The organism is Capnocytophaga sp. oral taxon 338 str. F0234 (genome assembly GCF_000192225.1).
Lineage (GTDB): Bacteria > Bacteroidota > Bacteroidia > Flavobacteriales > Flavobacteriaceae > Capnocytophaga.
Genome location: NZ_GL872413.1, coordinates 18,004 through 39,063 on the forward strand (window position 1 = coordinate 18,004; position 21,060 = coordinate 39,063).

The 21,060-nt window shown below is 38.2% G+C and carries 18 protein-coding genes and 1 tRNA gene; 12 read left to right on the forward strand and 7 right to left on the reverse strand.

Features of this window, described 5'->3' with window-relative positions; all coding sequences use genetic code 11:
• Positions 1-15: 15 nt before the first annotated feature.
• The 10 genes from HMPREF9071_RS00070 (at position 16) to HMPREF9071_RS00115 (ending at position 10,174) form a co-directional block, all read left to right on the forward strand.
• Positions 16-1,176 carry a DUF4903 family protein gene (locus HMPREF9071_RS00070; protein ID WP_040358112.1) on the forward strand — a complete coding sequence of 387 codons (1,161 nt, stop codon included), beginning with the start codon at positions 16-18 and terminating at the stop codon, positions 1,174-1,176.
• Positions 1,177-1,192: 16 nt separating this feature from the next.
• Positions 1,193-3,526, forward strand: coding sequence for a TonB-dependent receptor (locus tag HMPREF9071_RS00075; protein WP_040358113.1), 2,334 nt, complete (start codon positions 1,193-1,195; stop codon positions 3,524-3,526).
• A gap of 12 nt (positions 3,527-3,538) precedes the next feature.
• The gene (locus tag HMPREF9071_RS00080) at positions 3,539-4,228 is read left to right on the forward strand and encodes an HmuY family protein (RefSeq protein WP_009401230.1); all 690 of its coding nucleotides are present in this window, start codon (positions 3,539-3,541) and stop codon (positions 4,226-4,228) included.
• Between the two features lie 105 nt (positions 4,229-4,333).
• Positions 4,334-5,608, forward strand: a complete 1,275-nt coding sequence (locus HMPREF9071_RS00085; protein WP_040357854.1) for a polysaccharide deacetylase family protein — start codon at positions 4,334-4,336, stop codon at positions 5,606-5,608.
• Positions 5,609-5,671: 63 nt separating this feature from the next.
• Positions 5,672-6,943, forward strand: a complete 1,272-nt coding sequence (gene murF / locus HMPREF9071_RS00090) for a UDP-N-acetylmuramoyl-tripeptide--D-alanyl-D-alanine ligase (protein ID WP_009401232.1) — start codon at positions 5,672-5,674, stop codon at positions 6,941-6,943.
• 4 nt (positions 6,944-6,947) lie between these two features.
• Entirely contained in the window at positions 6,948-7,439 is a 492-nt protein-coding gene (locus tag HMPREF9071_RS00095; RefSeq protein ID WP_009401233.1) for a metallophosphoesterase, read from the forward strand.
• Positions 7,440-7,596: 157 nt separating this feature from the next.
• Positions 7,597-8,046, forward strand: a complete 450-nt coding sequence (locus HMPREF9071_RS00100) for a GatB/YqeY domain-containing protein (RefSeq protein ID WP_009401234.1) — start codon at positions 7,597-7,599, stop codon at positions 8,044-8,046.
• Between the two features lie 19 nt (positions 8,047-8,065).
• A tRNA-Arg gene (locus HMPREF9071_RS00105) sits at positions 8,066-8,139 on the forward strand.
• Between the two features lie 51 nt (positions 8,140-8,190).
• A complete protein-coding gene (locus tag HMPREF9071_RS00110) occupies positions 8,191-9,519 on the forward strand; it encodes a TrkH family potassium uptake protein (RefSeq protein ID WP_009401235.1) in 1,329 nt (442 codons plus the stop codon).
• A gap of 4 nt (positions 9,520-9,523) precedes the next feature.
• Positions 9,524-10,174 carry a TrkA family potassium uptake protein gene (locus HMPREF9071_RS00115; RefSeq protein ID WP_040358114.1) on the forward strand — a complete coding sequence of 217 codons (651 nt, stop codon included), beginning with the start codon at positions 9,524-9,526 and terminating at the stop codon, positions 10,172-10,174.
• Positions 10,175-10,183: 9 nt separating this feature from the next.
• On the opposite strand, the gene HMPREF9071_RS00120 is transcribed toward HMPREF9071_RS00115, so the two are convergent.
• The 3 genes from HMPREF9071_RS00120 to HMPREF9071_RS00130 are packed head-to-tail and all read right to left on the reverse strand — an operon-like array spanning position 10,184 to position 14,143.
• Positions 10,184-10,939, reverse strand: a complete 756-nt coding sequence (locus tag HMPREF9071_RS00120) for a lipocalin family protein (RefSeq protein ID WP_009401237.1) — start codon at positions 10,937-10,939, stop codon at positions 10,184-10,186.
• An 11-nt stretch (positions 10,940-10,950) separates the two neighbouring features.
• On the reverse strand, positions 10,951-13,401 hold the full coding sequence (gene priA, locus HMPREF9071_RS00125; RefSeq protein WP_009401238.1) for a primosomal protein N': 2,451 nt from the start codon (positions 13,399-13,401) through the stop codon (positions 10,951-10,953).
• A 10-nt stretch (positions 13,402-13,411) separates the two neighbouring features.
• Complete coding sequence (locus tag HMPREF9071_RS00130; RefSeq protein ID WP_040358116.1) at positions 13,412-14,143, reverse strand: YggS family pyridoxal phosphate-dependent enzyme; 732 nt, start codon at positions 14,141-14,143, stop codon at positions 13,412-13,414.
• A gap of 286 nt (positions 14,144-14,429) precedes the next feature.
• Between HMPREF9071_RS00130 and HMPREF9071_RS00135 the strand changes: the two genes are divergently transcribed.
• Together HMPREF9071_RS00135 and HMPREF9071_RS00140 are read left to right on the forward strand one after the other, a co-directional pair.
• Positions 14,430-15,488, forward strand: a complete 1,059-nt coding sequence (locus HMPREF9071_RS00135; RefSeq protein WP_009401240.1) for an AAA family ATPase — start codon at positions 14,430-14,432, stop codon at positions 15,486-15,488.
• Between the two features lie 2 nt (positions 15,489-15,490).
• On the forward strand, positions 15,491-16,174 hold the full coding sequence (locus HMPREF9071_RS00140) for a DUF4276 family protein (RefSeq protein ID WP_009401241.1): 684 nt from the start codon (positions 15,491-15,493) through the stop codon (positions 16,172-16,174).
• Here HMPREF9071_RS00140 and HMPREF9071_RS00145 read toward each other — a convergent pair.
• The 4 genes from HMPREF9071_RS00145 to HMPREF9071_RS00160 all read right to left on the reverse strand — a co-directional run bounded on the left by HMPREF9071_RS00145 (position 16,171) and on the right by HMPREF9071_RS00160 (position 20,749).
• Positions 16,171-16,896: a metallophosphoesterase family protein gene (locus HMPREF9071_RS00145; RefSeq protein ID WP_009401242.1), complete on the reverse strand. Its 726-nt coding sequence runs from the start codon at positions 16,894-16,896 to the stop codon at positions 16,171-16,173. The genes HMPREF9071_RS00140 and HMPREF9071_RS00145 overlap by 4 nt on opposite strands.
• Before the next feature lie 40 nt (positions 16,897-16,936).
• Positions 16,937-17,980, reverse strand: a complete 1,044-nt coding sequence (locus HMPREF9071_RS00150) for a hypothetical protein (protein WP_009401243.1) — start codon at positions 17,978-17,980, stop codon at positions 16,937-16,939.
• Positions 17,981-18,001: 21 nt separating this feature from the next.
• Positions 18,002-19,825 (reverse strand): hypothetical protein, encoded by a 1,824-nt coding sequence (locus HMPREF9071_RS00155; RefSeq protein ID WP_040357855.1) that lies wholly within the window; start codon positions 19,823-19,825, stop codon positions 18,002-18,004.
• Between the two features lie 111 nt (positions 19,826-19,936).
• Positions 19,937-20,749 (reverse strand): GIY-YIG nuclease family protein, encoded by an 813-nt coding sequence (locus tag HMPREF9071_RS00160; RefSeq protein WP_009401245.1) that lies wholly within the window; start codon positions 20,747-20,749, stop codon positions 19,937-19,939.
• Positions 20,750-21,060: the final 311 nt, after the last annotated feature.

Below are 21,060 nucleotides of genomic sequence, written 5' to 3' on the forward strand. Positions count from 1 at the left end.
TTTAAATACCTTATAATGAAAAAAATAATATCCCTTATATGTATAGCTTCCTTTGCTATAGGAGTTTTTTCTTGTAAAAAAGAAGAACAACACCAAGAGATTAAACAAGAAGACAACAGAACTGCTAAGGTAATCCAGCAGCTGAACAATACAGTTATATTAGGACAGGATGTTAAGATGGCGGGGGTGGATAAGAGCCGCCTCCCTGGAGGAGTGCCTACCAAATTTCGATTCCGCTGGAAGGAAGTAGAGAAAAAAATGGAAATCCAAATCGTCAAGATACAACCTGGTTCTATGCCTTTTGCTATTGGAATGACCGCCAATGCTACCCTGATGGAACTCTCCTCTTGGGAGAAGAACGAATATCCTGAAGCAGGCTGGATAAAGCTCTTTGACGATAAGGGAGAGGTAACCCCCTACCTAAAGGACGATGACCCTGCCAAGCCTAAGCCAGATGGGGCAGTAATCTTGGTAGGCTTCTACAATGTCAATACACAGGAAATTGAGATCTCTATTAACTACAATATGATGAATGTAGTAGGTCATGTCTTCCGCCAAAAGATAGATACCGCTCGCCTAAAGAATTTTGATGAGGAATATGACGCCTACGAAGAAGCACTCGCCGAATGGAAGTTAGACCATGGTGATGAGCAGCTACGCGGCAAGACTTACCAATATACGGTAGAATTTCTCGGTGAAAGCAGAACTCTATCCTCTACTCTTACCTACGAAGGAAAAACCACTCAGGTGGATTTGCCTATACATTTCCAATGGAAAGGAGGTACTGAATATACCAATGTTACTAAGCGTATGCGAATCACCCTACCTAAAACCGCTGTAGCAGCTAATAATATGCAGATTTCCTTTGAGGCATTGGCTCGTTTTGCTTATCCTACCACTAAAACCGAACAGGAATTATACCAAAAAGCAGGAATAGAGGGAGAGACTTTCTCTCATTATCTCTTTACCAAATTCAAAGCGGTGAATGTAACCACTACCCTTTGGAATGCGGAAGGTACCCAACAGCTAAAAACCTCTGATAAGGGAGAGATACGCATCATTACCCGCTTGAAGAAAAACGGTGCTTCTATTCGCTTGGCTTATATCAATAAAGAACTGGGATTATATATCACCTCTCCTATTATTCCTATAGAGGGGGGCTATGATGATTTATAATTCTTTTTCCCAGAAAATGAGATATCTAATATGCCTATTCCTTCTCTTTTGTGGAGGAAGCTATGGACAACAAATACGGCTACGGGTGCTTGATGAAAGCACTCGTGAGCCTATTGTAGCTGCCGTAGTGAGCTATACAGAACCTACCTATAATGATAAACTGCAACACAGTGTGGCCGATGATAAAGGGGTGGCACTACTGAAAAAGCACAAGGACGGCACCCTATACTACCAGATACAGTCATTGGGTTACAAGGCTAAGAAGGGAACACTCTCTAAGCAAAAGGACGTTACCATATACCTCTCCCAAGAGACCACAGCTCTTACAGCCACCACTATTACAGCCAAAGCAACCACTCCCCTACGTCCCATTAAAGAAACTCCTACCGTGGTGCAAGTGATCACAGGAAAGCAGCTCGTAGAAGCAGGCTATAGCAATATCCAGCAAGCCCTAATGCAGGAAACCCCGGGTATGAATATTCAAAAAGTAGGTTTTGGCAACGAGATAAGTATGCAGGGACTTGATGCACGCCATATTCTTTTTTTGGTAGATGGAGAGCGTATGACAGGCGAAATGGCAGGAAATCTGGATTACGAACGCTTTAATCTCCATGCCGTGGAGCGTATCGAGGTAATGAAAGGAGCCTCCTCTACCCTCTATGGTTCACGCGCAGCAGGGGCAGTGATTAACATCATTACCAAGAAAACAGACAAGCCTCTGAGTATTACGGTAGGTTCGCGTCATGCCGAGATGAACGAGCGTAATTACCACAACCCTCAACCACGTGATTTCCTCTATATGTTTGAGAAAAATGCCGATAAACCCAACCTACAATCGTGGGTATCCGCAGGATCCAAAATAGGAAAATTCACCACCCAAACCGATGTGTGGTTTAGTAGCCAAGATGCTTATTATCTCTACCAAAAAGAACCTGACCGTAAGGTATATACCCGTGAGGCAAATCCATTCCTCCCTAAAGATACGATAGTACAGGCTACCTTTTTGCGTCCACCTATGGGTATAGAGGGGGTAGAACACGTGTCAGCCTCTCAAAAACTCTATTTTGAAACCAAGAATTTTAGCCTGCAACTCTATGGAACGGGCTTTCTGATGAACTCATACGATATGGTAAAAGACTTGTATTTCTCACAAACAAAGGATTTTACAGGAGGAGCGAAGTTCTCTTACCAATGGAAAAATTTCTTGACCCTACATGGGACTTTCCATACCGATTTCTATGAGCGTTATAAGCGTCATGAGCGTCGTGATGAGCATAAGAAGGTGTATGACTCCAAGATTATGCAGCCACGCCTTACGCTTACTTCCCAATATTTTAAAAAGCATGATCTGATTCTGGGGATAGACTATTTTCAGGACGACCTTACCAGCGACCGCTTTGCTTCGCATCGTATGCTCACTCGTGGGCTCAAGGAATGGGAGTTCTTCTTCCAAGATACTTATTCCATTACCCCACAATGGCAAGTGGAAGCGGGCTTGCGTACCAATTATAGCCTACAATTTGGACTCATGGCACTACCTAAAGTAGCGATAAAATACGCTTCCTCCGAAGCACTTTCCTACCGTCTCAACTATGCCAAGGGTTACCGCTCGCCTTCTATCAAAGAGCTATTTTTCAATTGGGATCACTTGGGAATGTTCCAGATCATAGGCAATGAGATGTTACAACCCGAAAAAAACCACTATTTCTCTCTCGGAGCAGAATATGCCGTACCTAATTTCTTTATATCGGGCAATGCCTTTGTCAATCAGTTCTATGACAAGATAGAGGGGGTTTGGAAGATATATGAGTTTCAGTACAATTTTGAATATACCAATCTCTCGAATCAACGTTTATTGGGCTTTGACCTGCTTACCCGCTGGAAGATACTTCCTGCCTTAACGCTCAATGCTTCTTATTCGTATGTAAATGTAAGTAAAACCGACGGACTGCAAGTCAATACTACCTCGCCTCATGCTGCTACCGCAGGACTCGAATACAAGTGGTACCGCGATGATTATGATGTATCGGCAGGACTGACAATGAGTATGATGGGTAAGAAGATATTTGATGTACAAGACCGTATCACCATACAAGAACAAGTACCCTCAGGCGGAGGAACTCGTGTGCGCCCCGTGAGCAAAGAAGCCTATTTCCGCTGCGAATTGCCTGCTTATGCCTTATTTAACTTCAATGTACAACAGCATTTCCTCAAGCACTACAAGCTGAATATTGGGATTAATAATGTTTTTAACTATGTGCCTTCCACCTTAGGTTCGGGGGTTACTATGTTCAATATTCCTGCTACAGCTGGCCGCAGATGGTTTGCACAGATAGAGATTGATTTTTAAGATGATTTAGCTATGAAAAAGATACTTTTTTACATTCTCATAAGCACCCTTTCGGTCAGTTGTGTAAAATATGATGCACTACCTTTTACAGGAAAGGTGTTACCACGCCGTTCAGGATATATCAATGAGGTTACCAACGACTGGATATACTACAACTTACGTACAGGCGAGGTATTTAATGCCTACCAAGTGAATGCCGACATCATAGAAGGAGGACAGAAAAATCGTTTGGACTGGGATTTAGCTTTCTGTGGTAACAAACTGCGCACCAATAGTGGCACCAGTGGCAATGGACATGGAGGGGTAGCCGATATGGGCTTCCAAGGGTACGATCGCTGGAAGAGTGTCTCACAAATACCCCACGATATAGAATGGGTAGTGGATACTAATAACATATCTATTACCATGTCTCGGCGTGAGTGGGTGAGCTATACGGTTGCCAATAATATCACAGGTATTCCATGGTTTGATCCTAATCGAGGTCCTCAGCAAACGACCACTACTGCTAATCCATTATTGAACAAGGCTTTAGTATTCTCAGGTCCACCTCCCTCCTACGAACCTTCATTTCATACTTATATCATACGTACCGCTGATGGGACTCACTATTTCAAGTTGCAAATCGTTAGTTGGTATGATGAAAGCATCGAGATAGGTGATAGTGGTGGACGTATCAGCTATTACTGCGAGGAATTGCACTAATTTTAAAATTAATTAAAAAAGACAACTCTTTTTTACGAAAACTTTATCAGTTGTTTCCAAGTACGTTATAAAAGTTTTTCCGTACCTTTGCCCAAATATACTGATATGTTACTCATTTACACTGAAAAGAAAAGCCCCCGTTTTATGTACATCTGTGAGCATATCTTTATAAATATGCTGGGGCTCTCTATAGAAATTACCACCGATTTAGAGACTTTCGTTAAATCCGACGAGAGTAAACTTTCCTATGCTAAATCACCTATTGGAAGTGAATTCTTCATCAAGAATTTTGGATTACTTTTTCAAAAAGGTGTCCAACCTATAGAACTTTTAATGGAAGAATGGGAAGGTATCCCTTATTTCTTTGCTACCAAAAAGGGTTCGCTGCCCTTTGACATCCTTTCAGCTTCTTTCTTTTTACTTACACGTTATGAGGAATATCTGCATCATGAAAAGAACCCAACACAGCCTTTTACAGCTACAAATAGTATAGGTTATCAATACCATTTCTTAGAGATTCCCATTGTAGATATATGGGTGAGCCGTCTCAAGAAAGCTCTGCAAGAGAAATATCCTAACCTTGAATTTGCATCTGGTGAAGGAGCTACTATCTCCGTCATAGAAGTCGCCAAGGCTTTCAAATACAAGCATAAAGGAATCTTACGTACACTCTTAAGAGGAATTGCTTACTTTTTTACCTTACAATGGACGCCCTTACGCCAACTTATTAGGGTTGTAATAGGCAAGAGAAAAGACCCTTACGATTTCTATGAAGCACTCATCGCTTATTTTGAAGAAAAGAAACTACATCCTACTTTCTTTTTCCTTTTAGGTGACTATAATTACTATGATCAAGGACTTTCCTACAATAATGTAAAATATAAATATCTTATAAAACATGTTGCTGACTACGCTATCGTCTCTGTATTAGGCTCTTATGATGCTATTTTCCATCAGGAAATTCTTTCTAAAGAACGAGAACGCATGATTAATATCATCAACCGTCCTGTACGTCGTTTTCGTTCCAATAATAACCTACTCCCCCTACCTGAACTTTACCGTAACTTAGCTGACTCAGAATTCAAGGAGGATTATACTATGTGTTACCCTACACATCTTGGTTTTCGTTCAGGTACCTGTACCCCTTATATTTTCTATGATATACGATTGGAAGTACAGATTCCTATATTGGTACATACCTGTGTACTCCATTGGCAACAGATAGACAAACAATGTCCTAAAGAGATGTTCTATAAAATAGAGAAAATAAAGCAACAAACCCAAGAACTTGGTGGAAATTTTGTTTCTATTTTTTCCCCTGAATATCTTTCTAAGGCTCCCAATCGTTTTTCCATATATAAAACCATACAAGAATACTGATACAATAATCTACATTTATAATTATCAAACACTTACATAACCCTATTTCTTATTCAAATATAAATGAATACTTTATACAAAAAATTTAAAGAATGTAAAGGCGTTGCTACTGATACTCGCAAGGATTTAACCGATATGCTCTTCTTTTGCCTTCAAGGAGAACGTTTTAATGGTAATGAGTTTGTTCCTATAGCGATAGAAAAAGGTGCCAGATATGTAGTTACCAATGACAAAAAATGGAGTTATCTTCCACAAGCCATCTTAGTGGAGGATACTCTTAAAACATTACAAGAATTAGCACTCTATCATCGCCACTATTTGGCAACACCTATTATTGCTCTTACAGGAAGTAATGGGAAAACGACTACAAAGGAGTTGATATATAGTGTACTGAATCAGTCCTTCCGTACCCTAAAAACAGAAGGTAATTTCAATAATCATCTAGGAGTCCCCCTCACTCTATTACGGCTCACTCCTGAAACTGATATAGCTATAGTAGAGATGGGGGCTAACCATCCTGGAGAAATAGCACAACTCTGCCGAATTGCTGAACCTGATTTTGGCTATATCACCAACTTTGGACGTGCCCATTTAGAGGGTTTTGGTTCTTTTGAAGGAGTTATCCAAGCCAAAAGTGAACTATATAATTATTTAAAAAAAGATAATAAACGCATTTTCTTTTGCCAAGATAATGAGATTCAGGTTCGTTTGCTGAATGGTTATTCAAACACTTACTCTTTTTCTATGGAAGGAAATAAGAAAGCTAACCTACAACTCTCTCTTTATAAGGAAAGCCTATTGGTAAAACTTCACTGGGAGGAGTCTAATATTCAAACCCATCTTATAGGCAAATATAATGCTATGAATGTAGCAGCAGCCATCTGTATAGGTAATTACTTTAAACTTACTAAGGAAGCCATTATTCATGGTATTGAAGGATATATCCCCACTAATAATCGTTCTCAGTTTGTAGAAAAGGCTCATGGCAACAAAATACTTATGGATGCCTATAATGCTAACCCAAGCAGTATGCACGCTGCCATAGAAGCTTTCAAAGAAATTCCTTCTGCTAATAAGATACTTATTTTAGGAGATATGAAGGAATTAGGAGATTATAGTCCCGCCGAACATCAGCAATTGGTAAATGACATAGCTCTTTATCCATGGGAAGCTGTACTTCTGGTAGGAGAGAATTTCTGGAATACACAAACTAATTTTCTCAAATTCCATACCTTAGAGGAAGTGAATGCTTATTTAGCACAACAACATTTTGTTAATACTTTTTTTCTTGTTAAGGGTTCCCGCTCTATGACTATGGAAAGAATAGAAATCTAACCTTATGAAGATACTGCTCTTATCTGATACTCATAGCTACATAGATAAAGCTATCTTAGAACATGTCCGCTGGGCAGACGAGGTATGGCATGCTGGTGATTTTGGTTCCGTTATTGTTGCCGAGCAAATCCAGACCTTAAAACCCTTGCGGGGCGTATATGGAAATATTGATAGTACTGAAATACGCAGCCTCTTCCCCGAAAAACAACTTTTTGAGTGTGAAGGTATGAAAGTGCTTATGATCCACATTGGAGGATATCCTACTCATTATGCTAAAGGAATTCCTGAACTTCTGAAGGAGGAGAAACCAAATATCTTCATTTGTGGACATTCCCATATTCTTAAAGTCATTTACGATAAGAAATACCAACTCCTACACCTTAATCCAGGAGCCGTTGGTAAGTATGGAGCACAGAAAAGCCGTACTATGCTTCGCTTTGAGATTTCTCAAGGGAACATCTCCCAAATGGAAATTGTAGAATACCCTCTGAAATGAGCATGAGAAAGAAAAGAACAAAAATAAATTAAGAGAGTTTTGCAAAAAAGATTTTTTCAATCTCAAAAAAAGATGTAACTTTGCACTTTGAAATAAAAGTTAAAAACTACTCTTATTGAGTAGTGACAGATCATTCACTTTTAACTATCATAAGGTTATGAGTTTAGAGTCAAAAATAATGGAAGCCCTTAAGGAGGCAATGAAAGCAAAGGATACCATTGCATTGGATTCCTTACGCGCTATAAAATCGGCTATATTGCTTGCTAAAACAGAAGCTAAAGCAGGAGATACGATCTCTGAAGATGAAGAAATAAAGCTCTTACAACGCTTGGTGAAACAACGTAAAGAGAGTGCAGACCTCTATCAGAAGCAAGGAAGAGAAGATTTAGCAGCTCCTGAACTTGCCCAAGCGGAAATTATCTCCAAATTCCTGCCTGAACAACTCTCTGAGGAAAAAGTAGAGGCGCTTATTAAAGAAATTGTTGCCCGTGTAGGAGCTTCAAGCATGAAAGATATGGGAAAAGTCATGGGAGAAGCAAGCAAAGAGCTTTCGGGCAAAGCTGATGGTAAGCTTATCGCTTCCATAGTAAAGAAAGTATTATCATAATTATATTGTTTTACAAAAAGGCCGCGTAGTTCAACTGGATAGAATATCAGATTTCGGCTCTGAGGGTTGGGGGTTCGAAGCCTCTCGCGGTCACAAAGGCTGTTCAACGGCAAGGTTGGATAGTCTTTTTATTTTAAAAAAATTATGCTACGGAACTATTCTCCCTATACTCTTATTATCCTTTCTTTCCTCTCACTAATATTTGTTGGCACTATCCTTCTAATGATGCCTTTCACTCATATCAGTGATAAAGGATTCACTTTCATTGAAGCTCTCTTTACAGCTACTTCTGCAGTAACAGTAACGGGGCTTACCATTTGTGATGTACATAGTACCTTCTCTACCTATGGGGAAGTTATAGTATTATTGCTTATTCAATTAGGTGGTTTAGGAATCCTAACTCTCTCCTCTGTAATTATCCTATTGATATCCAAAAAAATCAGTTTTTACACCAAGCGCTTAGTATCTGAAGGACTTAACCATGAAGCAAAAATAGACCTCTATTTACATATCAAAAAAGTAGTTTTTGTAGTTCTCCTTATAGAAGCTATAGGAGCTGTATTGCTTTTTTTTGTTTTTATAAAAGAATTTCCCTGGCATAAGGCTCTCTTTTATGGAATCTTCCATTCAGTATCTGCTTTTTGTAATGCTGGTATCTCTCTTTTCCCTCATAATTTAGAAGGCTATACTTTTCATATTTATATGAATATTATTATAGCACTATTAATTATCCTTGGAGGATTAGGATTCACCTCTATTATAGAACTTTTTGAATATGTAACAGGGAAAAGAAGAAAAATAAGTGTCAATTCTAAATTTTCTATGCTTATTACTCTTATTCTTCTTGGGGTAGGTACTTTCTTATTTTTCATTCTAGAATACCATTATACAGGAGAGTTGACAAATGAGTCCTTTGGAGGCAGAATTCTAATAAGTTTTTTCCACTCGGCTACCTTACGAACAGCCGGATTCAATACTATTCCTATAGAGGGAATTTCAGGAGCTACTGCTATTCTTTGTATTGTATTTATGTTCATTGGAGCCTCCCCAAATTCAACAGGAAGTGGAATAAAAACAACTACCTTCGGTATTCTATGCTTGGGAGTACGTGCTTCCTTGCTTAACAGACGATACATAGAATACTCCAAAAGAAGAATCTCTTGGCAGTTATTCAATAAGGCATCCACCTTAGTTTTTATCGCTTTCTTATACATACTTACGATGGCTATTCTTATGATCAGTTTTGATTCAGATAAAGATACTATAAAAATACTTTTTGAGATAATGTCAGCTTTTTCAACCTGTGGCCTTTCTATGGGGGTTACACACTCATTGAGCCTCAGCTCTCAAATTATTTTGCTCATCACCATGTTCTTAGGTAGGGTAGGACCCCTTACCATAGCTTTAGCCTTTTCTCGTGAACGAGACAAAGGAAATTACAGATATCCCAAAGAAAATATACTAATTGGATAACATTATGAAAAATTTTTTAGTAATAGGTTTAGGAGAATTTGGTAAGTCAGTAGCCAAAACACTCTATAAGAACAAATCCACTGTATTGGCTATTGATTCCAATGAAGAACTCATCAAGCAAGCTCTTAATGAAGGCATTATAGATGAAGCCGTAATTCTTGATGCTACCGATGAAGTTGCTCTGAAAAATGTAGTAAAAGATGACTTTGATATGGCTTTCATAAGTGTAGGAGATAATATACAGGCAAGTATCCTCATCACCTTACATTTGAAAGAATTGGGGCTGAGAGAAATTATTTGTAAGGCTGTAAACCATACACAAGGAAGAGTATTAGAAAAAATTGGAGCTACACAAGTGGTATTTCCAGAAGAGTCCATGGGAGAAAAAATTGCCTATTCTATATTACACCCTACTATCATTGATTACTTTAAGTTCTCTGAGGATTATTTTATCTATGAAGTAAAAATTCCAAAAAGTTATATAGGAAAATCTCTTATGGAACTAAACCTACGCCACAAATATGAGATAAATATATTGGCTATTAAGCACTCTGATGGGAAAATGAATGTAACCCCTGATCCAAATGTACAACTGGATAAGGAAGACCTGCTTATCGTGCTTGCTCGGGAGAATACCATAGGGAAAGTAGTGTAATCTATCATATTATTTCTTAGATCCAGACACCTGATCTTCAGAAAAATGGAATAGAGCTTTCTTAACTTCCCCTTTTACAGAAATATATTCCTCTATCACATAATAATACTTACCCGTAGCGTTGTCTTTTATTAGGATAACTCGCCAATCGCTGGGTGTAGTACTATTCAAGCATACTATATAATCAGTAAGTTTAAGTATTTCCTTAGCATATTTTTGGGTAACTATTTTAATAGGAGTCTCTAAATTCTCTATCAAAGAAAAATGTGATTGATGAGTAATCTTATCTTCCATGAATGAAGAGAAATTATTTAATCGCTCAGAATCCTGTGCTTTTTCCCTATCCCTACTAAGATTCCCTGTACTTTTAATAAGGCGAATCACTCCAGTAGGCGAAAAATAGATATAATAATTACCTAAACTTTTGTTCAATAATTTATTATCCTTACATTCCCCATTTTGTGTAAGACGATAGACAAATATATTGAGATAATGATTTCCCACCTTCTTATAGGTTCCTGTAGTGGAAGTAAAGCAGTCATTTCCACAAGGGGCATAATAGGAGCTATGAAATGTATTGTTATTCTTGAATTCCACATAGTAACCTGCAGATTTTCCTTTAGGCATTTCACTCAGTTCATATACATCCACTTCTTCCTCACTATTCCCAATAAGATGATCAATCTTCCAACGTTCACCTATAATATTTTGAGAGAATCCCAGTGTGAAAGTACAGAAAGCAAAAACAAAAGTCAACCTTTTCATAAATTAAAAATCTAAATATCCACATTATACAAAAGTTGTACAGAACGAAAATTTGCTATGGAAAAGAAACTTTGTTCCACACGTAATATATAGTCCTTTATCAAAGATAATGCCACTTTAGGAGGTATTTTTAAGAGAATGTGTTTAATATATTCATTACGAATACGGGATATAGAAGGGAATTCTGCTCCTAAGACTTCTATTTCATACAGAGAAAGCCCTCCTCTCAAGGAATCAGCAAACCATTGCCCTGCTTGGTTAATTCGCTCAAATTCCTTGTGCTTAAGAGCAATGCGGATTAAGCGGTAGAAGGGTGGATAGTGAAAATCATATCGCTCCTCGAGCTGCTGAGTAATCATTTTTTGATAATCTCCCTCCTTTACTTGCTGCAATATTTCTTGAAAGGGATTATAAGTTTGAATCAGTACTTTCCCTTGAAATTCTCTTCTTCCTGCACGCCCTGCAATATGAGAAAGAAGCTCAAAGCATCGTTCTTTGGCACGGAAATCAGGTTGATACAAAAATAGGTCTGCATTCATAATTCCTACCAAACCCACTTCAGGAAAGTCCAATCCCTTACTTACCATTTGTGTTCCTATGAGTATATCTGTTTCTCTGTGCTCAAACCTATGTATAATTTTCTCAAAGCCATACTTCCCCTTAGTAGTATCCATATCCATACGGTCAATCCGAGCTTTAGGAAAAAATTGTAATAATTCCTCCTCTACTTTTTCCGTTCCTAATCCTTTTGTTCTTAATGAATTACATGTTCCACAAGCAGGACAACTCACAGGTTTGGCAATGGTATAACCACAGTAATGACAACACAGTTGATTTTGAAGTTGATGATAGGTTAGAGAGACATCACAATTAGGACATTGAGGAATAACATCACAAATATCACATTGCAGATAAGGAGAATAGCCTCGCCTATTTTGTAATAAAATTATCTGCTTATGTAGTATAAGATTTTCCTCAATAGCTTGTAAAAGGGCATCAGAAAAGTGTCCTTGCATTTCCTTTTTTTTAGTCTTTTCTTTTAAATCTACCAGTTCCACAAGGGGTGGTAACTCTCCCAAGAAGCGCTCTAACAATTGCACAAATCCATATTTTCCTATTTGAACATTATGATAGCTCTCTGCAGAGGGAGTGGCTGAACCTAAAAGTGTTTTTGCCCCATGTAAATGAGAGAGCATAAGGGCAGTATCACGTACCTGAAAACGCGGAGATATTTCTGTTTGTTTATAGGAAGGGTCATGTTCCTCATCTACAATAATGAGTCCTAAACGCTTAAAAGGCAAGCATACCGCCGCTCTTACCCCAAGAACAAATTGTGCTTTTTTCTTTTGAGCAAGTACGTTATTCCATACCTCTACCCGCTCGTGAGCAGAATATTTATTATGATATACACTCATACTATCTCCAAAGAAGTGTTCCAAGCGATTCATCAGTTGTACACTGAGCCCCACCTCTGGTACCAAATAGAGTACTTCTTTTCCTTGGGCAAGGGTTTGTTCAATAAGTTTGCTATATAGCAATGTTTTCCCAGAGGACGCTACCCCTTGAAGTAGCACCGTATTTTTTTCTCGGAATTGTTGTTCAATTTCAGCAAAAGCCTTTTTCTGAGCAAGGCTTAAATCCAAAACTTCACTATCAGATGCAAAAGAAACCCTATCTATGACATCAGTATAGACCTCTAAAACACCTAAACTCACTAATTTCTTAAGTACAGTAGCACTCACCTCTGCCTTCTGTAAAAGAAGCTCAGGAGTAATAAGTGTTTCTTTCTGAGAGCGTAAGGTAACAAATGCCCATAGGAGCTTTTGCTGTGCTCTGGATTTAAGAGAATCGCCTTCTAACAGAGCATTCAAGACTTCCTTCTTCTGATACTTTTGAGTAAGACGAAGATATTTTTTGAGTTTTGGTTGATATTTTTCAAAAATTTTTTCACTAAGGCGAATAATTCCTTTCTCTAAGAGAGACTTAAGTACTCCTATAGGATTTTTCTTTTGGAGTATCTTTCCTACTTCCTTTGCGGTGAGAGAAGAAGCATGCTCCAGTGCCTCATATACAAGAAATTCATCATCCGAAAGAGATTGTGTCGCAACAAGCTGTTCTGTTTTCTCTATAATAGTCTCACTCTCCAAGAGCAAGGATGAGGGCATCCCCATCTTCAGGACCTCTCCAAAAGTACTTAGGTAATAGGCACTTATCCATGAGAATAGCTGTAGTTGTCTTTGGGAGAGTATAGGAGCCTCATCTAAGATAAATTCAATAGATTTAGTGGGATAAGCTGGTGTATTCTGGTGTATTTTGAGGGCAATTCCCGTATAGATTTTAGACTTTCCGAAAGGTACCACTACCCTCATTCCCGCTTGAAGGAAAGAAGCTTGTTCCTCATTAACCTCATAGGTAAAAGCCTGCCGAAGAGGCAAGGGAAGAGCAACATCTATATAGTACATAAGTTAGGTCTTAAGCTTGCTTCTCATTCCAATAGTAGCTATCTGGATAAATACGCTGTCCAAAGATGGCTGTCCCCACCCGAACAATGGTAGCTCCCTCAGCGATAGCAATTTCGAAATCTCCACTCATGCCCATAGAAAGTTCTTTAGGTTGTACATCTGGGAGATTTAAAGTAATTATCTGCTGTTGGATATTCTTAAGTAACTGGAAACATTTACGCACTTTTTCCTGCTCAGCACTGAAAAGTCCAATGGTCATCAGCCCTCTGATATGTAAGGTGGGGAATTGAGCTACTTGCTTCACCAGTTCCAAAACATTTTCTGGAGCTACTCCAAATTTGCTTTCTTCTGCGGAGGTATTCACCTGGATAAAAACATCCATTTGCTTACCTATCTGAGAAAGTTTTTGATGGAGCTTCTCTGCTAAATCATAACGATCAAGGGATTCTACACAACTAACCTCATACTTGAGGATATCCTTTATCTTATTAGTCTGCAGATGACCTATAAAATGGTTAATATGAGGGACTGATTTTAGAGCTTCATACTTTTCTTTGAGTTCCTGTACTTTATTTTCAGCAATAAGAGTATAACCTGCAGCAAAAGCCTGCCTAATACGTTCAGGGGTTACTGTTTTGGTAGCCAAAAGGAGTTTTACTTCCTTGGGATCTCTACCAGCTGTCTCACAAGCTTTGTTAATGCGTTCTTGTACTTGTTGTATGTTTTTCTCTATGGTATCCATTTCTATTAAATATTTATAAGAGGCAAAGGTACAACAATAAAAAGCAAAAGTCAAATTTTTTTCCAAGATATTCATTATCAGTATCTACTAAATACTTTTTTCAATTAAAATAAGTTTCTATTTTTCAGTTATAATAGATTTAAGTAATGGCTCATTACAAGCAACAAAATAATTAACTAATAATTAATAGTTGATATTTGATAATTAACAAATTAGAAAGGTTTAAGTGGTAAAAAGGATGTATATTTGCGGCAAATCTGTCATCATTTAAAATCACAAAGAACTTATGATTAATAGCATACACATAGAAGGATTCAAATCTATCAAAAAGATAGCACTCCCTCTAAATCCTATCAATACACTTATAGGAGCCAATGGTGCTGGAAAATCAAATTTTATTTCTTTTTTCAAGTTCTTAAACAATCTTTACGAGAAACGTTTAGGAAACTATTCACGAAGGAAAGGAGCTGAGAATCTATTATACTTTGGTAGCAAAACCACACAACACATCTATCTTAAGATAGAATTCAGCCATACCAATGCCTACGAATGTCAGTTATCTCCCACCTCTGATGGTACTCTTTTTATTGATTATGAAAACATCTTTTTCAATAATGAAAGAAAAAATCTAAGTACAAATAGCAGAGAGAGTGTACTAAAAGATAGACAACAAGATATAGCTCAATATGTAGGTGGTTATATGCGAGCATTTAAGAATTATCACTTCCATGATACTAGTGAAAATGCCCCTTTGCGAAAGTCTTCTTTACTTACCGACAATCTTTCTCTGCGAGATGATGGTGGCAATTTGCCTTCTTTCTTGTATTACCTGCAGGAGAAACATCCTTTCCACTTTGAACAGATAGAAGCGGTTATAAAAACAGTAGCTCCTTATTTTGAAAGGTTTGACCTACATCCTGATAGGTTAAATGATAGCATTATCCAGCTGGAATGGAGAGCACAGCAATCCCCTGATATTCCTTTCAACAGTACTCATTTCTCTGATGGAACTTTACGATTTGTTGCTTTAGCCACCTTACTTATGCAACCTGAACTCCCTAAGGTGATTATCATTGATGAACCTGAATTAGGCTTGCATCCTTTTGCTATCAATGTGCTTGCTGGACTTATCCGGAAAGCTTCCGTTAAGAGTCAGGTTATTATCTCAACACAATCCGTACCTTTAGTTTCCAATTTTAAGGTGGAAGATATTATTACTGTAGATAGGAATGTAAACCAATCTGTCTTCAACAGATTGAACACTCATGAACTCTCCTACTGGATAAAGGATTTCTCTTTAGGCGAACTCTGGGAGAAAAACATTATTAACGGACAACCTTACTGATTATGAAAAGAATCCATTGTATTGTAGAGGGACAAACTGAATTGAGTGTCTTCAAAAATATTCTGTCCCCTTATATTCTTTCAAAAACAGGTAGTTACATTTCTTTCAGTACCCTAAAATACACCGGTGGAGGTATTACCAACTATTCAAAATTATTTATTGAACTAAGAAATCATCTAAGAGATAAAGAAAAAATACTTACCACTTTCTTTGATTATTATGGTATTTTAGAAAGTCATAATTTTCCTAACTATCAGGAAGCTAAACAAAGACAATCCAGTCCTACAAAGGGAGTGGAACTTATAGAACAAGGAATCAAAGATGACCTAAGAAATAAAGGAATTGAGGTAAAAAATTTTATTCCTTACATTCAGTTACATGAATTTGAGGCTTTACTCTTTTCTTCTATTAAGGGTTTTCACCTGTTCAACAATCCTTCTATTGTAGAGGATATAAGCCGTATTATTACACGCTATGATAACCCTGAAGATATAAATGATAGCCCCCATACAGCTCCTTCCAAACGCATTATTGCTATTTTTGAAAAATATGGTTTAAAATATGAAAAAATCATTGATGGAAATAGCATTGCCACCAAAATAGGAATAGAACCTCTTATGGAGAAATGTCCTCGTTTCAGAAATTGGATACATCTCCTAATTAATAAAATTTTAGAGAATTCCTAATCAAATATTTCTTTTTCAGGATAAAAACTCATTACAGGGTCACTCTGCCAGAATTTCTTGGTATCAATATCCATAAGGGTGAGTCGCCCTGTAGCGCCTGCTCCAGTATCTAAGTTCCACACATTGTGGCACATCATAGGCTGGTCAGTACCATAGCGAAGAGTAGGAGTATGCCCAATATAGATTTCTTTATATAGGGTGAGTCGCTTAGGAAAGTATCTGTTAGTAGGCTCCATATCCTCAGGGGTTGCGAGAGCTACTTCCCAGAGGGTTCTGTCCCAGTAGAAATTCTCTATAAAAAACTCCTGCTCCACACCTCCTTGATCGGTAAAGCCAGCATGTAAGAACAGACGATTTTGCCCGTCTAAGAGATAATTTCTAAGTGATTGAAGGAAGTCAATATGTAATTGCTTATCCTCCTTAGAGTAGTGCTTATAAGCCTCTTCGGTAGCCTTGCCCCCATGAGAGCGCCAAAGTTCAGACATGGGTTTGCCTAAGAGGAAATCGCAGCATAAGGCATCGTGATTTCCTCTTAGATAAATCACTTGGTGAGTTTGTTGCAGGGCAATAAGCTTGCCCAAGACCTCTGGGGTATGCTTGCCCCTATCGGCATAGTCTCCTAAGAAAATCAGTAGGTCATCGGGAGTAACTTGTGCTCGTTCCAAGACCTCAAGCAGCGCCGCATAAGCACCATGTATGTCACCTATAACAAGTGTTCTCATAAGAATAGTGAATAGCGAAAAGTGAATAGTGAATAATGAACTAATTGGTGAATGATATTCCTTTGCTCTTACATAAGTCCTTCACCTGCTCGGACATAAGAATAGCTGTGCCGTCAATGGTTTTTAGATTAGGCACCTGAGAGATATCCTCCTCGGTAAGTGATTCGATGTCAAACACATCGTCCTCTCCGTCCCAAAAAGGTATCAACTGTGCATATACTTCATTGCCCCCATCAAAATAGAGTTCTGTAACCAAAGCCGCCAAGGAAGCGGGAATGGGCAAATCCATAAACCATTTCTTTACCTCAGGAATGACTTCAAAGTAATAGTCCTCTGGGTCTATGTCACGCTCGGTATAGTTTTCACAGAAATCATATACGTCAAACTTGGGTTTTAGCACCTCTTGGACATACATCAGCTCCTGTACAACTGCCAATTTAAAATTAAAGCTCTTAAACTGCACACATTTTCCTTCTATTAGAGGAAAAGCCCACTTGTTGGGATCTTTTTCCTTACTTGAAGGAACTTCGTTAGGGATATAGCTCAGCTCGTAATCACGAAAAGGCATCGCCTCTTGTGCTACGCGCCCCGCTATCGCTTTCTTAGAAAGGTCTTCAAGCGCCTCACTTAGCCTTTCGGTATAGAGACAACTCACATTCCAACTATCTAACACTATATCAAGACCAAACGAATCCATACTTTGCTCTTTGGAGATATAGGACAAAGGAGATTTTCCTGCTATGGTAAAGTCCCCCGTAAAGAGTCCCTTTGGGCGCAGGGCAAAGTAATCAAAGGTTACCCTACGCTGCCAATCCTTATCCTCCAGTACCCTACAGGCAAGCGTGGCTAGGGTTCCGTCCTTTTTCTCAAAGGCATAAAGTCCCAAGCTGTCCCATAGGTACATAGCGCTATAAGGAGAATCCTCATCGGTTATGGAAGTTATCCGAGGTTTGCCCAAGGCTTCTGTAAGGCGAGACAGGGAAAACTCTAACAGGAGTTCGTTATTGATGAGCAGCCCTGAGTTGCTGACATCTATAGCTATTTGTTTTTTTATTATTGACCCTAAAAAATTCTTTATACTCATGAAATTTAGAAAAGACTTACATTATTTGACCTTCACCCAGTAATATCCCTTTTCTTTAGCAAAAAAGACATGCCATTGTCCATTGATTTTAAAGGCTTTTAGGCAACTTGGCGTATTTACGCTTGAAAGCTCTTCCACAGGAAAATACTGGTATAACAAAGAGCTTTCTCCCTTCAGGGCGTGTGTATCTTTGTCAAGGCGTTGCATCTTTAGCCCGCTGAAAAAGCCATCATAATACTCATAAAAAGCCACAACAGACTCTTCGTCCTGCTCCATAATTCGGGTGTCATAGATATCATCCGGCGAAGATACACTGTGCTTTTGCGAAGGAGAGGCAATAGAGTAGAAGTCAAAAGTATCATTGGCATCCATATCTCCATAATACTGTTTTTTTCCCCAGCTTAGATAAGTAGTTCCCCACTCAAATTCCTTTCCTAAAAGAGTCTTTTCAAGTAGCTTGGTAGTATTGCACTTTAGAAAATAGACCCCCTTTTCTGTTTTCAACTGAAATACAAAGTTATCTGTCGCTCCTGTGGCAATATCTTGTGTGTGGTACTCTAACTGCTTAGGATTGTCCAGTAAAGGGTTGAGCGGTATCTTCCCCTCTATCTTACCTGTTTTAGTATCGAGTGTCATCACTTGAAACTCATTTGTATCTTTTTTTTGGACAAGGAAATACATACATTCAGCAGTGGTGTAGCACTGTACTATTTCATATTCAATATCTTGATAATAAACCTCACGATAAGACCTGTTAGGCTCAGGGGCGACATCAGCAGAGGCTATCTGCTGGTAGAAGAGGGAATCATTTACCCTTTTAGGAACATATTTTGCCCAGACAAAATGACTATTAAGCGTATATAGTGTATCATTTTGAGCATAAAAAGTCACAAAAGCAGTAGCATCAGGCTGCTTTTCTGAATAGATACGTCCTCGTTCTACTTTGTCATTTTGAACATCAAACACCAAGAGTTCTTGTCCTGGATAATACTCAGTTCCTTTGGCAAGGTTATATACTTTCTGAGTCTCTTTGTCCAAAGCATAGAGCCTATAGCTGTCAATAAATTCCTGAAAAGTTTCTATATGAGCAGGTAGGTGTTTGACCAAGGGAAAGGAGTAGTTTTGGAACCGTTGCCACCATTTCCGCCAAGCTTCTTGGGTAGGCTTCTTGGGTAAGGGAACAATACTTTTTAGAAAATAGCTTAGTGAGCTTAACTTTTCTTGGGCTAACTCACTCATTAGCTCTTGTTCCTTAAATTCCTCGGAACCTCCGACCATTTTCCCATCCTTATCCACTCCGTCCCAATGCATTATTCCTATGGTAGTTACTTCTTGTTTGCTAGACAAAGCTTCTATCCACTGGGGGATATCCCGAAAGTCATCTCTATTGTTAATCTCTTCATAGTAGATAGGGATTCCTTTTTTGATTTTCTCCATAGGGGATAAGGGCAGTTCTTCAGGATAAGAGAGGGTTATTTTCCTGCCTTGCTCATCGGTATAGAAGGCTTTCTTAGTATAATAGACATAAGGCGCATTAGTAATCGGGAGTATCTCAAAAGAAATAGGGATATCGTACTTGTAGGTAATTTTGTTCCCAAAGAGAGGAATTAACAAGATATGAGAAGTCCCCAACCTCTTAGCATCCAAGGGGCTGAGCTTAAGGAAATAGGCGCTATCCTCAAGAAAATATACATTACCTTTCTCTAATACAAAGAGTGCTTTTCGGATATTGCCATAGAGGTTAATCGTGCGATACTCCGGCTTGAACTCACCTGTAACCATCAACTCTTGTGCCAAAGCCGTACAGCAGAAGAAGAAAAAGAAACTAAGGATACATATTCTCATAATGATTTATTTAAGCTAAGGGCAAAGGTAATGAAAATTCCCCTAACTTGGTAGGGAGTTAGGGAAATTTTTAGTTTTTTGACTATAACTATAATAAGTCGGAGTATGATTTTAGTTCTTATTATACCCAAAATTTCGTGTGAGTAAAACCTCCTTCCACCAAGATTCTCTACTTATGATAAGCTCATCTTTTATAGTACTTTTGAAAATATCCAAGATAGAATATCTGAAATACTGCTTTATATGGTCAAAAGATAGTTCTTTCAATTCTTTATTCCCTCCATTTCCTGTTTTCGCATAATCCTCCCATCTTCCTAAAAGCATTCTCTCTCCATAGGCGGAGCCCACATACATTTTCCCATTAGAGGTATCAGTAATCAGATAAACTCCTTTTTGGTTTTGTAGAGCAGTCTTCCATGAATCTTTTGCCAACACACGTGATAAATCGCTCCAAGACAGATTTACACTATCATAACCTGGAAAAATATCATTGTCAAAAATATCGGGCAATATCTCATATACTTCACATTCGTCAATTAAAGGTATGGCATGACGTGCCAGATTTTGAGAAGTATTTTTATACTTAACGATCAATCTTCCGAAGTATTTTCTATACTCTGAAAGCTCCTCATGTTTATAACCAACTCCATTGAAAACATTCAGATCCTTAGTAACTTTTCCTATATGGAAGAGTAACCACAAATCATCTTTGATACGAATAAAACCAATGGTAGTTTGTCCTTCTTTGAAGATTTTTTGTTTTGAATAGTTCCAGTATTGTCCTTCCAAGAGGGTTTTCATGTCGCTATTTTTAAAAATCTCAATAGGATTCCAGTTTCCTGCAAACATCAGATTGAATTTAATTTTAGTGTTTTTCAATTCTTCCTGACTAAAATTTAAAATGTCATTTAATTTGATACTCATAATTATATTATATTTAAAATATCGCCTGCTCTGAAAGGTTTTCGGCTTCCCCTATTTGTTTCTTTAGATAAAAGGCACCGGGCATCCCGTTTTGCTTAGCTCGAAGCCCGACCAAAGGCAAGAGGAAGACGACTGACAAAAATACGAAATTATTTTTATACTAATGCCCTTTTGCCTTGCAATTTTTAACCTATCTCTACGTCAAAGAAACCACTTGTAAAGGTAATAGCTCTTGAGCACTTAACCGAGCAGATTAAGTGTTGTAAGTTCCGTTAGTAAGTTAAATTTTTTGGTATAGATTTCGAGTAAGG

Excerpts from the sequence above, each read along its gene's own strand:
- HMPREF9071_RS00160 (WP_009401245.1), bottom strand. The coding sequence starts at position 20,749 with ATGAGTATCAAATTAAATGACATTTTAAATTTTAGTCAGGAAGAATTG.
- HMPREF9071_RS00100 (WP_009401234.1), top strand. The coding sequence starts at position 7,597 with ATGAGTTTAGAGTCAAAAATAATGGAAGCCCTTAAGGAGGCAATGAAA.
- HMPREF9071_RS00120 (WP_009401237.1), bottom strand. The coding sequence starts at position 10,939 with ATGAAAAGGTTGACTTTTGTTTTTGCTTTCTGTACTTTCACACTGGGA.
- HMPREF9071_RS00070 (WP_040358112.1), top strand. The coding sequence starts at position 16 with ATGAAAAAAATAATATCCCTTATATGTATAGCTTCCTTTGCTATAGGA.
- HMPREF9071_RS00115 (WP_040358114.1), top strand. The coding sequence starts at position 9,524 with ATGAAAAATTTTTTAGTAATAGGTTTAGGAGAATTTGGTAAGTCAGTA.
- HMPREF9071_RS00110 (WP_009401235.1), top strand. The coding sequence starts at position 8,191 with ATGCTACGGAACTATTCTCCCTATACTCTTATTATCCTTTCTTTCCTC.
- HMPREF9071_RS00150 (WP_009401243.1), bottom strand. The coding sequence starts at position 17,980 with ATGAGTATAAAGAATTTTTTAGGGTCAATAATAAAAAAACAAATAGCT.
- HMPREF9071_RS00130 (WP_040358116.1), bottom strand. The coding sequence starts at position 14,143 with ATGGATACCATAGAGAAAAACATACAACAAGTACAAGAACGCATTAAC.
- HMPREF9071_RS00145 (WP_009401242.1), bottom strand. The coding sequence starts at position 16,896 with ATGAGAACACTTGTTATAGGTGACATACATGGTGCTTATGCGGCGCTG.
- murF (WP_009401232.1), top strand. The coding sequence starts at position 5,672 with ATGAATACTTTATACAAAAAATTTAAAGAATGTAAAGGCGTTGCTACT.
- HMPREF9071_RS00080 (WP_009401230.1), top strand. The coding sequence starts at position 3,539 with ATGAAAAAGATACTTTTTTACATTCTCATAAGCACCCTTTCGGTCAGT.
- HMPREF9071_RS00075 (WP_040358113.1), top strand. The coding sequence starts at position 1,193 with ATGAGATATCTAATATGCCTATTCCTTCTCTTTTGTGGAGGAAGCTAT.
- priA (WP_009401238.1), bottom strand. The coding sequence starts at position 13,401 with ATGTACTATATAGATGTTGCTCTTCCCTTGCCTCTTCGGCAGGCTTTT.
- HMPREF9071_RS00135 (WP_009401240.1), top strand. The coding sequence starts at position 14,430 with ATGATTAATAGCATACACATAGAAGGATTCAAATCTATCAAAAAGATA.
- HMPREF9071_RS00140 (WP_009401241.1), top strand. The coding sequence starts at position 15,491 with ATGAAAAGAATCCATTGTATTGTAGAGGGACAAACTGAATTGAGTGTC.
- HMPREF9071_RS00095 (WP_009401233.1), top strand. The coding sequence starts at position 6,948 with ATGAAGATACTGCTCTTATCTGATACTCATAGCTACATAGATAAAGCT.
- HMPREF9071_RS00085 (WP_040357854.1), top strand. The coding sequence starts at position 4,334 with ATGTTACTCATTTACACTGAAAAGAAAAGCCCCCGTTTTATGTACATC.
- HMPREF9071_RS00155 (WP_040357855.1), bottom strand. The coding sequence starts at position 19,825 with ATGAGAATATGTATCCTTAGTTTCTTTTTCTTCTTCTGCTGTACGGCT.